At 43.5% G+C, this 14,689-nt stretch carries 14 protein-coding genes; 3 read left to right on the top strand and 11 right to left on the bottom strand.

The genetic code is table 11. The features are described 5' to 3' along the window. Positions 1-18: 18 nt before the first annotated feature. Positions 19-1,014 (bottom strand): PhoH family protein, encoded by a 996-nt coding sequence (locus FHS60_RS05405; protein ID WP_183696067.1) that lies wholly within the window; start codon positions 1,012-1,014, stop codon positions 19-21. Positions 1,015-1,165: 151 nt separating this feature from the next. Between FHS60_RS05405 and FHS60_RS05400 the strand changes: the two genes are divergently transcribed. Next, positions 1,166-1,981 (top strand): DUF5715 family protein, encoded by an 816-nt coding sequence (locus FHS60_RS05400; RefSeq protein WP_183696063.1) that lies wholly within the window; start codon positions 1,166-1,168, stop codon positions 1,979-1,981. Between the two features lie 513 nt (positions 1,982-2,494). Here the strand turns inward: FHS60_RS05400 and FHS60_RS05395 are convergent. Then, entirely contained in the window at positions 2,495-3,886 is a 1,392-nt protein-coding gene (locus FHS60_RS05395; RefSeq protein ID WP_183696060.1) for a glycoside hydrolase family 125 protein, read from the bottom strand. A gap of 43 nt (positions 3,887-3,929) precedes the next feature. Between FHS60_RS05395 and FHS60_RS05390 the strand changes: the two genes are divergently transcribed. Next, on the top strand, positions 3,930-4,571 hold the full coding sequence (locus FHS60_RS05390) for an HAD family hydrolase (RefSeq protein ID WP_183696057.1): 642 nt from the start codon (positions 3,930-3,932) through the stop codon (positions 4,569-4,571). 2 nt (positions 4,572-4,573) lie between these two features. Here FHS60_RS05390 and FHS60_RS05385 read toward each other — a convergent pair whose 3' ends face one another. The 6 genes from FHS60_RS05385 to FHS60_RS05360 form a co-directional block, all read right to left on the bottom strand. After that, positions 4,574-5,311: a Crp/Fnr family transcriptional regulator gene (locus tag FHS60_RS05385; RefSeq protein WP_183696054.1), complete on the bottom strand. Its 738-nt coding sequence runs from the start codon at positions 5,309-5,311 to the stop codon at positions 4,574-4,576. Beyond that, positions 5,308-6,330, bottom strand: a complete 1,023-nt coding sequence (locus FHS60_RS05380) for an FAD:protein FMN transferase (protein WP_183696051.1) — start codon at positions 6,328-6,330, stop codon at positions 5,308-5,310. The genes FHS60_RS05385 and FHS60_RS05380 overlap by 4 nt, the downstream gene beginning before the upstream one ends. 100 nt (positions 6,331-6,430) lie before the next feature. Further along, on the bottom strand, positions 6,431-7,132 hold the full coding sequence (locus tag FHS60_RS05375; RefSeq protein ID WP_183696048.1) for a DUF6048 family protein: 702 nt from the start codon (positions 7,130-7,132) through the stop codon (positions 6,431-6,433). Next, positions 7,086-7,589, bottom strand: coding sequence for a DUF6452 family protein (locus FHS60_RS05370; protein WP_183696044.1), 504 nt, complete (start codon positions 7,587-7,589; stop codon positions 7,086-7,088). Before FHS60_RS05370 ends, FHS60_RS05375 begins: the two co-directional genes overlap by 47 nt. 40 nt (positions 7,590-7,629) lie before the next feature. Next, positions 7,630-8,583 (bottom strand): glycosyltransferase family 2 protein, encoded by a 954-nt coding sequence (locus FHS60_RS05365; RefSeq protein ID WP_183696041.1) that lies wholly within the window; start codon positions 8,581-8,583, stop codon positions 7,630-7,632. A 34-nt stretch (positions 8,584-8,617) separates the two neighbouring features. Continuing rightward, positions 8,618-9,211, bottom strand: a complete 594-nt coding sequence (locus tag FHS60_RS05360; protein WP_183696038.1) for a DUF4199 domain-containing protein — start codon at positions 9,209-9,211, stop codon at positions 8,618-8,620. 325 nt (positions 9,212-9,536) lie between these two features. On the opposite strand from FHS60_RS05360, the gene FHS60_RS05355 reads away from it, so the two are divergent. After that, positions 9,537-11,657, top strand: a complete 2,121-nt coding sequence (locus tag FHS60_RS05355; RefSeq protein WP_183696035.1) for a putative porin — start codon at positions 9,537-9,539, stop codon at positions 11,655-11,657. 253 nt (positions 11,658-11,910) lie between these two features. Here the strand turns inward: FHS60_RS05355 and FHS60_RS05350 are convergent, their stop codons facing one another. From FHS60_RS05350 to yihA, 3 genes are read right to left on the bottom strand one after another with little or no spacing between them, the layout of a single operon-like run. After that, positions 11,911-12,792 (bottom strand): homoserine O-succinyltransferase, encoded by an 882-nt coding sequence (locus FHS60_RS05350; RefSeq protein ID WP_183696032.1) that lies wholly within the window; start codon positions 12,790-12,792, stop codon positions 11,911-11,913. A gap of 14 nt (positions 12,793-12,806) precedes the next feature. Next, on the bottom strand, positions 12,807-14,036 hold the full coding sequence (locus tag FHS60_RS05345) for a sensor histidine kinase (protein ID WP_183696027.1): 1,230 nt from the start codon (positions 14,034-14,036) through the stop codon (positions 12,807-12,809). Positions 14,037-14,043: 7 nt separating this feature from the next. Beyond that, positions 14,044-14,658, bottom strand: a complete 615-nt coding sequence (yihA, locus tag FHS60_RS05340) for a ribosome biogenesis GTP-binding protein YihA/YsxC (protein WP_183696025.1) — start codon at positions 14,656-14,658, stop codon at positions 14,044-14,046. Positions 14,659-14,689 lie beyond the last annotated feature (31 nt).

The following is a 14,689-nucleotide window of genomic DNA, read 5'->3' as shown; positions in this document are numbered from 1 at the left end:
AACAGCAAAATTGCCTTGTTAGCTTTTTGGGATTAAAGATGAAGCAGATTGAGACTTTATTTCACGCTTTATTTTCCGTTCTTTTTCGTCGGACTCGTAGGCTTCAACTATACGCGTGACAAGCTTGTGACGCACAATGTCCTTCTTCGTCAACTCTACAAAGGCGATACCAGGAATTCCTTTCAAGATGCGCTGCGCTTCTTTCAGACCGCTTTTCTGACTCAACGGTAAATCTATCTGCGTTAAATCGCCTGTAACAATCATCTTTGTATCTTTACCCATACGGGTGAGAAACATTTTTATTTGAGCAGTAGTTGTGTTCTGCGCTTCATCAAGAATAACGATGGCATCATTCAGCGTTCGTCCACGCATAAAGGCTAGAGGAGCAATTTGAATGATTTTCGTATCCATATATTCTTGCAGCTTTGCTGCGGGAATCATCTCTTGCAGTGCATCATAAAGCGGTTGGAGATATGGATCTATCTTTTCTTTCATATCTCCAGGTAAGAACCCCAACTTTTCTCCAGCCTCCACAGCAGGACGGCTCAAGATGATTTTACGAATCAACTTATTCTTAAGCGCACGCACAGCCAAGGCTATAGCCGTATATGTCTTTCCTGAGCCAGCAGGCCCTATGGCGAAGAGCAAATCGTTCTTACCAAAATTTTCAACAAGTTTGCGTTGATTTTCAGAACGAGCCGTAATGGGACGTCCGCCTGTACTGTAAACTATGACATCCTCTGCAATCTCATTCTTTGTAGTTTCACCACGAGTTATATCAATGATATTTTCTTCAGTGAGTGTGTTGAACTTAACACAATGTTCAACAAGCGCTTGAAAAGTCTCTTCAAAGGCAACCATTTCTACTTCATCCCCCATCACTTTTAGGATGTTGTCACGCCCTATTATGCGAAGCTTGGGATTAAGTGCCCTTATCAAGCGTAAATTAGCATTCCCTGCACCATAGAACACTACAGGGTCTGCTTCTTCAATAACGTAATGTTTCTCTATCAAATTGGTAGTGAATAAATAATGGCTCCACGGCTAGAAGGCTTATAGGAGCAGATGTTATTTTCCTGCAAAAATAATGAAAGCAAAGGATAATCTCGCGTTTTTTAGTACTTTTGTTAACGACAAATTCAAAAGCTATTAGCAAATAAAATATATGCGATTCACTCGACTTCACTTTCTAGGTTTATTCTTTACTATCGTCTTCATACTACTCATTATAAAATGCACAAATCCGAACCTTACGCTCTCACATAGCCTTAATGCTGTGGATTCCGTTCTTACGCCCAACCAAAAATGGAATACGGATTCTATCTTAGTGCAAAGTGCAAAAGTCGACTCCATATTCCTTCGTACACGCGCAAGTATAAAACTAGTAACGAATGATGGGCAACCTGTGAAAAACCGCGTAGTCAGTGTACCCACTTTTGCTGATGCGTTTCCAGACATGAATGATGTACAGCTAGCTACAGCTCAACGGCTGGGATTGGCAAGTGTGATTGCTAACCGCTCAGAGGCCATAAAACACTCAGACAAGCTTGTTTATATTGGCGACAATCCGTTCTACAAAGTTGAACGCCTGCACCAATCTATCCCCTATCTTGTTCCCCGCGCAGCGACCTTACTCAATGAAATCGCTCGCTCCTTTATAGATTCTTGTGCAAGTAAGGGCGTAGGATTCCACAAGATTGTTATCACCTCCGTCACCAGAACACAAGAAGACGTAGAAAAACTACGCCGCTTCAACTCTAATGCATCCGAACAAAGTTGCCATCTATATGGAACTACTTTTGACATTGGCTACAACAAATTTGAGCGAGTTAATGATCCAGATGGAACACAACGTCCCACAGAATGGGGAACGCGCTTGAAAAGTATCTTAGCTGAGGTTCTAAACGATCAACGCAGGTTAGGAACCTGCTATATCAAATATGAATACCGCAAACCGTGTTTTCACATAACGTGCCGATAAGCCTTGATTGGTAATTTCTCAAAACATTTATAAGAATTTTACTGTAAAGTACTATTAGCTAAAAAGAAAGCTCTCATTTATTCAAGTATAAATGAGAGCTTTCGTGATTTATATCCGCGTCTATACACCTTATTCATAGCCCTAACAAAAAAAATCTCCCTAAAATTTTTCATTTCATGAAGCATTTCAACTTTTTAATATGTTAGAAATGAAACTTCAGAAGCTTTTTTACAACATTTCCTATAGAGAAGTACAAAGAGCATAAAGGGAATCGCAAATATCCTTATTGCGTTTGAAAATACAATAAGACTGTCAGCTCACATCCTTATTCTGCCAGCCGATTCCCTTATTCTATTTTCAAACGCAATAAGGGTATTTGAGAGCTTCAAAAAGGGAAAGCACAAAGCTGTTTGTCCATATAAATACAAGACTACCTGCAAGCTCTCTTTACTTTATAGCAGAGTGAAATGCTTGCAGGTAGCCAATAAGTCAAACGATTGTTCGCTCAAAAATTTATTGGAGCGAATTTAAAAGTTCTAGTTGATTGTTATCAATAAGATGTAAAACTAATTCGCCAAAGAGCGTATTAGCCCAGGCAAACCAAGTGCGTGTAAACTTCGAAGCATCTTCTTGGCGGTAAGCTTCATGAATAAAATTCGTTCCAGCATCTGTGGTAATGAGGCGCTGTAGAGCTGCTTTAATTTCAGTAGAGTTGGTAGAAGTCATAGCCAGCATAATGTCAGACATTGGCCAGATATAGCCAATTCCTTCATGAGGCCCACCAATGCCTTCGCCGGCTTTTCCCGAGAAGAAATAAGGATTGGATTTACTCCATACGAAGCGACGCGTATTTTGATAAATGGGATCATCAACAGAAACGTCAGCAATGTAGGGAAGAGAAAGCAAAGAGGGGATATTTGCATCATCCATCAGTAGATGAGAGCCAAAGCCATCTACTTCAAAAGCATAAACCTCACCAAAATCAGCCGTTTTCACCACCGCATATTGCTTGAGAGCAGCTTGCACCTGTTCGGCCAACGCTTGGCAACTATCTGCCAAAGCCCATTCTTTGTTCACATCACGAAGAATAGTAGCCGCCTTGCGAAGACAACTCACTGCAAAAAAGTTTCCGGGAATGTTATAAGGAAATACTGTACAGTCGTCGGAAGGGCGAAAAGAAGAAGCTATAAGGCCGCAAGGTTTCCCTGGATGCCCGTAGCCACTATTAGATTGCGTGTCGTGCATTGCGTGTGTACGACGCATAAAAAGATACGGAGAAGTGCCATCCATACGCTGCTGAGCATGCAGAGTGGTAAGCACTTCTCGGATGCAGTCTACCCAAAGTTTATCGAAAACTGTTTTATCTCCCGTTGCTTTCCAATAGCCATAAGCCAGACGAATGGGATAGCAGGGAGAATCAAGCTCATACTTACGTTCAAAGACGCCCTTCTTCATTTCGGTGATGTCGCCCGTCCAGTTGGTGCTCATCGAATCAGGAGATTCCATGAAAGCATTGGCATAAGGATCGATAAGCAAACTTCGGAACTGGCGGCGCAATACACCTCGAATCAAACGAGCCAACTTTGGATCTTTTGAAACCAAACGTAGGTAAGGCCACACTTGAGCACTACTATCACGCAACCACATAGCAGGAATATCTCCCGTGATAACAAACGTGTCGTCGTCACCATCTGATGTTTTTCCATAACGAACCGTGGTATCCAAGGTGTTGGGAAAACACTGCGCAAACATCTCACGCACTTTGGGCTGAGTGATACGTGCAGAAACAGTTTCAATACACTTCTCCACGGCAGGAGAACTAAAATTACGCTGTGAAAGTTCTGGGCGCTGGGCTGAAACCGACAGCGACAAAAAGGCTGCAAGGCCAAACAAGTGATATTTCATAAGAGATTCTTTATCTTTGCATTTGCAAATATAAATAGAAATAATGATAACAACAGTCATATTTGATTTAGATGGAACTTTGCTTAACACGCTACAGGACTTAGCGGACAGTGTGAACTTTTCCCTTTGCGCTCACAACTTCCCCAAGCGCTCCCTTTCTGAGATTCGTATGTTTTTGGGCAATGGCTATAAATATCTCATCTCACACGCCGTGCCAGAGAATACGTCAGAAAGCAAAATTGCTGAAGTTTTAGACACTTTTAAGTCGTATTATCAAGAGCACTGTTTTGACACAACCAAACCTTATGCAGGCATTTGGGAAATGCTCCAAGAGTTAAAAAAGAAAGGTATAAAGATGGCCATCGTTTCCAATAAGGGGAACGATGCTGTGCAAGAATTGACCCAGCGCTTCTTTGAAGAGCTCATTCCCATTGCCGTAGGCGAAAGTGCAAAAGTGCGGAGAAAACCCAGCCCTGATACCGTATGGGCAGCCATGCAACAATTAGGGAGTGAAAAAAGCGAGAGCGTCTACGTTGGCGATAGCGAAGTAGATTTTGAAACAGCAAAAAATGCGGGCATTCCTTGTATTTCCTGCTCATGGGGCTTTCGCGACGAAACCTTTCTGCAAGAGATTGGAGTCACCACGATTATTCACCAGCCCGCCGAACTACTAACATCGTTATAGCTCTAGCTATTAACGAGTTGTTCAAAAGCAGGAATCGTGATTCTCTGCCTGTTGCTTTCCAAGAGTCCTTTTGTTTCTAATTTGCGCAACATAAAGGAAACACTTAGGCGCGTTTCTCCGAGTTCTTCGGCCAAACGCGTCATTTTTATTTTCAGCTCTTTTTTGCCAGCAGGGCGTTGTGAGCGATGCAGCACAAACTGAATGAAGCGTGCTTCTATAGTTGTAGCATAATTTTCCCAAAGCCTACGCATATATTGCTGCGACTGCCAGCAGGAAATATTTAGAAAGTTGATGCGAAACGTTGGGTAGTCGAACAGAAAATCACGCACCGCAGATTTTGCAATCTCAAGCAGTTGAACCTTTCCCGCAGCATAAACGCTACGAAGATAACGCGTCTGAACGCCAAAAAGACATTCTGGTTGAATTACATGAGGAAGATTTATCCATTCCGTTAGCTGATAGCTACGATCTGCACTCGATGTAAGAGTGCAAACCTCCCCTTCTACTACAAAAATAAGACTTTGACAAACGCTCCCTTGCTCCACAATGCAAGAGCCTTTCTCTTTTTTCACAAAGCCAATCTTGGCCTGTCCTGCAATGGTCAACACATCAGCGCGTCCCATTCCTTGCAAGAGAGGAAGTTGTAAAAGTTTGTCGAAAATAAAACTCTCCGAAGGCGAAGAGGACGAGTCTTTCCTATGAGGTTGCGACTCTTTGCCTGTTTGTTTTTCCATCATCATTCTACTATATTTTTTTCCAAGCCTGGCGACATCCAGACTTGTAGTTTCCCGTTCTGCTCATAAATCAAATAGGCCTTCAGTTCTGGATGCTTACTCAGCACTTCCTTTGCTCCATCCAGACCTAAGACCATAAAACTTGTGGCGTAGGCATCGGCTGTGGCACAATCGGATGCGATAATAGAAGCCGACAGCAAACTATGCTGTACAGGATAGCCCGTGCGAGGGTCTATCGTGTGGGCATAACGACGCCCGTTCTTCACATAAAAGTTACGATAGTTTCCACTCGTTGCCAATGCCTTTTCTTGAAGATGCATCACCGACAGAACCTCATCTTCTCCTGCTACTGGACGTTGAATGCCGATCGTCCATTGCTTTCCTTCAAAGTTTTTCCCATGCGTCCGTACCTCTCCGCCAATCTCTATCATATAGTCCCGGATTCCCAAACGATCAAATAAGCGTGCCACACAATCCACGCCGAAGCCCTTAGCAATAGCTCCGCAATCGAGCATCACGCGCGGGTCTGTTTTCTTCACGGTTGTTCCATCTAGGTTCACCTTGCTAAAACCTACCAACGAGCGCAAACTATCCACTTGCGACTTTGTGGGCAACTGCTGAGTTTTGAAGCCAAATCCCCACGCATTCACCAAAGGCGCCACAGTAATATCAAAAGCTCCGTTTGTTTCCTTCGATATATTTTTTGCCAAGGAAAAGACCTCTCGGAAAAGCTCATCGGTCTTTGAGTCTGTCCCCGCATTGATTTTCGAGATTGTAGAAGTGGGATTAAAAAAGGACATAGAATTATCCACGCGGTTCAGTTCCGCAAGAATCTCTTTATTAAGATTGCGTTCGTATTTATACTTAATATGGTACACTGTCCCAAAAATAGGGCCTTCGTCGTACTGCGGAACAGCTGAGTTCGACTTTCTAAGAATAAAAATCGTTGCTACAGCGAGTGCCAGAAAAAGGACAACGCCCCATTTGCTATGCCAAAACTTACCTAAGGGAAAAGGACCAATCATTATCTCAAATATTAAAATAAAAGTTCTTTTACCGTTGCAAAACACCTCTTCTGCACACATCGCAACCGTAAGAAAAATGCTGTGCAGAAACTTTTGTACCCTAAATATCAAAGACTACATTGAAACTACCTCCCAAGCCATTGGATCCATATCTACCATAGCCAGGGACATACCATGCATTATCTACTTCCGTCTTACTTTCATGGAGCCGCAACTTATAGCGAACCGACCAGCCCACATGAAAAAACTTCCAAATCTTAGCCTCTACGCCAAACATCACCTCACTCCACAGCATATTTCCTTTAATGCCTGTCAGATTGAAAGGAACAGTTGTCCCATAAATAGGGTCTTTCAAATCAGGAGCTGAGAGATCAAACTTGTAAGAAGTATAAGCAAAACGAATACCTCCAAAGAGACGATTTTCAGAATGGCGATCTTTCAAAAAATTATAGTCTACTCCTAAGCGGAGATAAGGAGAAGCGGTCTTATACTTAATGTTTGATGTTTCATCCGTATGATTGCTAACGCCTAGACCTAATTCAGCCGTTGGGAAGAAGCGCTTTTTGAGATTTACCCGAAACATTCCCTCGTATTGCCCAAAGGGAGTGGCCAAGGCCATCACAGTTCCGCACACATCGAAGCCTACACTGCATCCAGCCAAAAGAGGCTCTTTTTTCGTGGCAGGCTCCAACGCAATCGGGCGTGGCTGTGTCTGAATCGTATCACGAACCATTGCTGCCGCCGAAAGGGCACAACTACTGAGCAGTACGCAAGAAAATACGAAGATTCTCAATATTCTCATAATTCACTATAGGTCTAACTAAGCTCACACTATCTATCGTCACAGGCATCACAGAGATATCGTGCGATGACCAGCGCACCGTTTGCAGCGTATGGAAGATACTTAACGGACAATCTGAGCTTTCAAAATGCTTTTGGTTTGTCTTCCCAATCCAGAGAGTGTCTGTTGCACTCTGCCCTTCTGCATTCGAGAAGCGGAACAACAATGTGTCCACATCTCCAGCATAGCTCAACGGAAGAACAAAGGAACTAACATTTTGCGCCCTATTGAGCAGTACACTATCACTATGAAGCGGCATAACTGTCAGCGTATCAGTCAGCTTTAATGACGTTTTCTTCTCGGCAGAATACAAGCCGCACGTCATTTCCACTACGTTATCCAATGGACAATCTATATTGCTACACGCTCCTAATATAAACAAGGAAGCGATGAAAGGAAAAATCTTACCTATGGTCATCGTTTGAAATATTTAGAGCAGTAAGGTGTCCCAAACCTTACTACATTTCTTTCTCTATCTGATAGTTGTTGCGGCCTTCTGCATTGCGAGAGATGAGTTCGCCCAAGAAACCGGCCACAAAGAGCTGTGTTCCAAGAATCATCATAGTCAGAGCAATGTAAAAGTAAGGAGAATTTGTCACCAAAGGAGCAGGAACGTTCTGGCAAATAGCCACCAATTTCACGCCACCTACAACTAACACTGCAATAAAACCAAAAATAAACATCAGACTACCTAAGAAGCCAAAGACGTGCATAGGTTTCAAACCGAAACTATTGAGGAACCACAGACTCAGCAAATCAAGATAACCATTAAAGAAGCGATTCCAACCACCAAATTTAGTTTGTCCAAACTTACGAGCTTGATGCTGTACCACCTTCTCTGCAATCTTATCGAAACCAGCATTCTTTGCCAGCCAAGGAATATAACGATGCATCTCGCCATACACCTCAATATTCTTCACCACATCCCGACGATAGGCTTTTAAACCGCAGTTAAAATCGTGAAGGTTCTTAATGCCACTCACTTTTCTTGCGGTAGCGTTGAAAAGCTTTGTAGGAAGCGTCTTAGAGAGGGGATCGTAGCGTTTCTGCTTATAGCCAGAAACGAGATCATATCCATCCTCTGTAATCATCCGATACAATTCTGGGAGCTCATCTGGCGAATCTTGGAGATCAGCATCCATCGTGATAACAACATCTCCTTGCGCCTTGCGGAAACCACAAAATAATGCGGGCGACTTACCATAGTTTCGGCGAAACTTAATACCATGGACGTTGGCATCTTCCTTCGAGAAATTCTCAATTATATTCCATGACTCGTCCGTACTACCATCGCTAACGAAGATAATCTCGTACGTGAAATTATGTTCTTTCATTACCCTGACAATCCAAGAATATAAGTCGGGCAAACTTTCAGCCTCGTTAAAGAGAGGTACTACTACTGATATATCCATTATTATAATATGTGTTACGTTAGGATTTTATGAACTACACCTCCATACCGCGACGCATGGTGAATAGTCCAATAAAAATAGAAATTACGGGATCAACAAAGAATGTTAGAGAAAGCACCGACGAAGCCCAAACTGAAGCCGGCAAGATGCGGAAAGCATCAGCCAACTGCTGTGGAGTTGTAGCGCCAGTAAGTTCGTAGAGATTTACCAATCCGCCTTGTTGTTGCATTTCTTGCAAAAATAGTTGGCTCTGAGGCTGACTAACAGCACACAAAAAGGCATCAGCAAATGCGCCATTATCAAGAAATGCAAACCAGATGTACAGACACATTGCTATCAGTATACCAGCATAAATACCCATTAACAAACAATGAACATAGCCTTTTCCAAACGAAAACGAAGCATTACGCTCAGTGATTGTCTCCCTGAATCTGATACAAAGAAAAGCAGCAACGAAAGGACTGGAAAGAACAAGCAAGAGTCCCAACATAGAAACTTGCGAATAGCGTAGACCAACGGCATAAATCACCAAACTAAGGAATCCATAGATTCCTAACAGCGCCCCATTTTGAGCAGCAAAGGCATTTATTTGCCGCCAATCCCAGTCGTTTTGCTTATCTTCTAACATGATTTTGCAAATTTAATGCAACAACTGTGAACTACAAAATTTTACTCTGTGAAGGAAAAAGATAAAAACACCAAGGAAAACCAAGCATTGAAGCAATTATATTCAAAATGAATAGTTCATAAAATATCATGCGCTATTAAAAATCAGCAGCACATCTTATGCTCCTTTTCAAAAGGTGCAGCCTTTAGAGGAAATCTTCAAAAAGCAGGAAGAAATATGACAATCCGTTCTCACAAGAGGGCCATTGGACAGCACAAAATCTTTGGCCGCTATTATTTCATGAAAAATGTATAACTTCGCACCTCAATAGAAAAGGCTTATTAGAATGTATATCAAATATTTTTTCGTTATTGCCCTATGTCTGCTGCTGAAGCCTCTTGGCGCTCAGAACCTCCAGCAAAACACTGACACACGCGAAAATCATTTTGCAACCGACTCTGTCGAAAAAGAGGACGTCCCCGAAGGCATTTATGCTTGGACCATTGATAGCCGCTTCGGTTCTGTACGCCCCGCAAACTATGACACCATCCCCCATCTCTTTCCAAATGAAGCTTTCACAGAGGGGATAAGAGGACACTATAATTTTACGGGTAATTTAGGAGCTCCACGCTTGAGCCGCATCTTCACAGATCGCACGGAGAATAGTTTTCGCGATGGACAATTTCTATTTTCTCAGCCTTTTGATTTCTTTCTTCGTCGTCCCGATCAACTCTTATTCACGAATACCAAGTCGCCTTTCACCAACCTGACTTATCACGAATGTGGCAATAAGCAGAATGGTGAAGACCGCATCCGTGCTCTTTTTTCAACCAATGTAAATAAGCGTTTGGGGTTAGGCTTCAAGCTCGACTATCTCTATGGGCGTGGCTACTACGACAGCCAAGCCACGTCAGCATTCAATGGTACACTCTTCGGCTCATATCGTTCCGACCGCTATTCACTCCATTCTTTCTTTGCTGCCAACCACCTGAAAAATCGCGAAAATGGAGGTATTGAGACGGACGAATATGTGACAAGTCCAGAATCGTTTCCCACTCGTTACGACACTGATGATATGCCTGTTAATCTAAGTCGCACTAACAGCAAACAGCAAGACAATATACTTTTCTTCACGCACCGATATAGTATTGGTCTTACACGGTGGACGGACAAAAATGGAAAAATTGTTTCAACACAAGCCGACCGAGCGGCAACAAAGGTTTCGACGGTAACAGACTCTACCCAGATGAGCGCGAGTACTGACTCGCTAAAACTTACTCCGCATTTTGTACCCGTGACAAGCCTTATCCACACGCTGCGAATGGATTTCAACAACCGCCGCTTTATCAGCAGTGCTGCCAATGGTGGACGTAATTTTTTCAACGACTATTATCTAAACAATGATTCGGCTCGCGATAAGACAGACTATACTCATGTGGAGAATTTAGTGGCATTAGAAATCAACGAAGGCTTCAATCGCTGGGTCAAAACTGGTATGCGTCTCTTTGCAAAACATGAATACTATCGTTTTACCCTGCCCGACACCACGGCAAGCGGCACGCAGTATGAACAAAAATACTCGAATCATTACCTCACTTTGGGCGCGCAACTGATGAAAAAGCAAGGCCGCGTGTTCCACTATGATGTATTGGGCGAAATCCGCAGTAATGGTTCTAATTGGGGAGAATTTAACATTGAGGGCACAGCAGATGTCGACTTGCCGCTCTGGAAAGACACGGTGTCTGTACGCTTGGATGGTTTTATTCGCAATGAGCAACCCAATTTCTACTTACGCCATTTCCACGCACGCAATGCCTGGTGGGACAAAGATCTCGACAATCAGCTGACAGTACGCCTTGGCGGTAGTCTTTCTTGGAAGAATACACATCTTTCCTTCCACCTCCAAAACATTCAGAAGTTGGCCTACTTCGCTGAAACCTTAACTCCGTCGAACTTTACCAACAATGTGCAACACTACACTCACAGCGTTGGTGTGCGTCAAAATAGTGGTAGCGTGCAACTCCTTACGGCTTCCTTACGCCAAGACTTTCACCTGGGCATTCTGCATTGGGAGAATGAACTTATCTATCAGGCCACAACCGACAAGGACAGTTATCCTCTCCCTGCCTTTTCCGTTTGGACCAATCTCTATTTGAAATTCCGCCTAGCTCGTGTTCTGCAAACAGCATTAGGCGCGGACATGCGCTATTTTACCAAGTATTACGCACCAGCCTACTCGCCCATCATTGGGCAATACGCCATGCAGGATCCAAACTACCGCATACAGTTGGGCAACTATCCGGTGATTAACGCCTACGTTAATTTTCATCTCAAGCGCACGCGCTTCTATGTAATGGCAAGTCACGTGAATTATTCTAGCGGTACGGGCAACCCATTCCTTGTGCCTCACTATCCACTCAACCGCTTGGTTCTGCGCCTCGGAATTAGCTGGAATTTTATCAACTAACGGCACTTCCAGCTCAACAAACAAAGAAAAAAAAGGCGACCGACGCCCTGCTTTATGACTCAGCAACTCGCTGTTTATGAACGTCATAAAGCGGGGCGTCGGCTTCCTTATTGTATTTCAAAATTCCCTTATTGCGTCAGCTGACACAATAAGGCTGTCAGCTGACGCGCTTATTGTATTTTCAGACAGATTAAAGCCCCTATTAAAGCAGCTTTAAATGGCATAAAAAAGAAAGAGAAAAGAGAGGACTAGATTAAAGATCCAACCAATTCCGATAGAACTGACGAGCTTTTTCTTTCCATTGCCATAGGATTGGCCCACTAGGGTCATCAGCTTCATAATAATGTTCTGGCGGCAGGATTGACAGACCTTTGGTCAAGTCCCGCTTGTATTCATTTTCCAACGTATGAGGCTCATATTCCAAATGACCAACAATGAACGTGCTCTTATGTGCCGCATCATAGACCACCCCCACCCCACTCTCTTGACTTTCCGCTACAATCTGCAACTGAGGTGCAGAAAAATCAGAACATCTCACTTCTGTGTGTCTACTATTGGGCATGAAGAACGCAGGCGAAAGTCCGTGCATGAGAGGGCACTTATCATCGAGTACTTTTTGACTAAAAATACCGAAACACTTTGCAGACTTATCATACTTTGGAATACCATAATGATGATAAAGGCCAGCTTGTGCGCCCCAACAGATATATAAAGTATTAAGCCGCTGGCGGAAAGCCCAGTCCATAATCTCACAAAGTTGTGGCCAATACCGCACTTCCTCAAAAGGTATCTGCTCAACAGGAGCACCTGTAATGATGAGTGAAGGAGCAGAAGAAAACTGAAGTTTATCGGACAAAATCGTTTCTATATCAACATAATACGCCAGGATATGTTCAATCGGCGTAGTCTTATAGGTCTGTCCGGCTATACGCACAGGCAGCAAAAGCACGTCAGTATCAGGAAACGACAGCGCACGAGCAATGTCCAGCTCCGTCACAGCCTTTTGCGGCATGAGATTGAGGAGCAAAACCACTCGGGCATCCGTTGGAACAGCACAGAGGTCATATTCTGCCACTGCGTGTCCTTCGGCTCGCAACACTTCTGCAGCAGGCAATCCTTGAGGAAGTCTCAGCATTTTCTATTTAGTTTTTATGTATCCTGTAAATCCGCTTTCAACTGAAGGCAGAAGGTAGTCCCGTGGTTGATTTCGCTTGCTTTCACAAAGATATGTCCTTCGTGATATTCTTCCACAATACGCTTGGCAAGCGACAATCCCAATCCCCATCCTCGCTGTTTCGTAGTGAAACCAGGCTTGAATACACGTTTCCAACGCTTCTTGGATATCCCCTTTCCCGTGTCTGAAACCTCTATGTTTACCATGGCTCCACGCTGACGCACACATATATTTATATGTCCGACACCTGCCATGGCGTCGATGGCATTCTTACACAAGTTTTCAATGACCCATTCAAAAAGTGGAGCATTAACACGAACGAAAACAGAAGAAGAAGGGAAATCGGTGGTTATCTGTACTTTATCGGAAGTTCTGCGCCCTATATATTCTACTACACGCGGTATGATTAGGCGCAAATCCTCACTGTCCAAGGCTGGAGCAGAACCAATTTTTGAAAATCGTTCAGCAATCAGTTGTAAGCGTTGTATATCTTTGTCCATCTCTGGCACTAAAGCCTCATCTGGATAAAGATCTTTGAGCATTTCCACACCTGCCATGAGCGAAGATATGGGAGTGCCCAACTGATGGGCTGTTTCGCGAGAAAGTCCCACCCACACCTTATTTTGTTCAGCCCGCTTACTGCTCAACAAGGCTAACAGAGCCACAACGATAAACAGGGCCACAACGCCCAACTGTATATAAGGATAGAGCGCCAAACGGCGTAGCATTAAAGAGGGTTCGTAGAATATCGAGAGCGTGGTTTGTACGCCCGCACCATCCAAATTCATCTTCATCGTGTAGCCCTCTTGCTGCATCTGCTCCACCTTCTGTTGCAACTTCAAGAGTAGCTGTTTGTGGGAAGCAGTATGCGGTTCGATGATGGCTATGTCTATGGAATCCTGCACCAATCGATTTTTCCAAAACACAAAGCCTCCATCGTCTTCTACATTTCGGGCAGCCAAGATTTCGCCCCGACTGTCCTGTACTATCACGGGGATGGTATTGTTTCCATTAATGACTTTCAGCACCAAGTTTAGGTCCGTATTTTCATCAGCTCGCGTTAACGAACTCATAGCTTCGGCCCAAACTTCCATGCGCGACTGCTCCTCACGCGTTAAGTCGCGCACGAGCAAATTGCTCACCAGCAACGACACGGCAGCAATGAGAACGGCAGCAACAACAAGAGCCACTTTGACATGGCTCATGGATAAATTATTTAGTACTGGTATCTTCAATGGATTTATTGATATTGTCTATATAGTTCAGAAGTTCTTCGCGCCCCAAGCGACTCTCACTACTCGTGATAAAATGAGGAGGCAATTCTTCCCATTGCTCACGCAAAGTATCTAAAAAGGTATCGACATTTTTTCTCAGTTCCCCCTTCTTATTCTTATCAGCTTTGGTAAAAATTATACTAAAGGGAACGCCATTTTCGCCCAGCCACTCGATAAATTCCAAATCGATCTTCTGCGGTTTCAAGCGAGAATCGATCAGCACAAACAGATTTGTGAGTTGCTCGCGTTCAAGAACATAGAAAGAAATGATATTCTGCAATTTTTCTTGATCCTTCTTGCTACGCTTCGCATAGCCGTAGCCAGGTAAGTCCACAAGGTACCATTCATCGTTAATACGAAAATGATTGATAAGCATTGTCTTGCCTGGAGTGGAAGAAGTCATAGCAAGCCCTTTGCGCTGTGTCAACATATTTATAAGAGAACTTTTCCCCACATTACTACGTCCTATAAAAGCATATTCGGGAATATCGCTCTTGGGGCATTGGTCTGCACGACTGTTACTAATCTCAAATTCAGCGGAATTTATCTTCATAAAAGCACTACTATATTTGCGGCAAAGATAC

Origin of the sequence: Alloprevotella rava (genome assembly GCF_014195585.1) — a bacterium.
Lineage (GTDB): Bacteria > Bacteroidota > Bacteroidia > Bacteroidales > Bacteroidaceae > Alloprevotella > Alloprevotella rava.
Note: the sequence above shows the minus strand (reverse complement) of the source record. Positions and strands in the feature narration are given on the sequence as shown.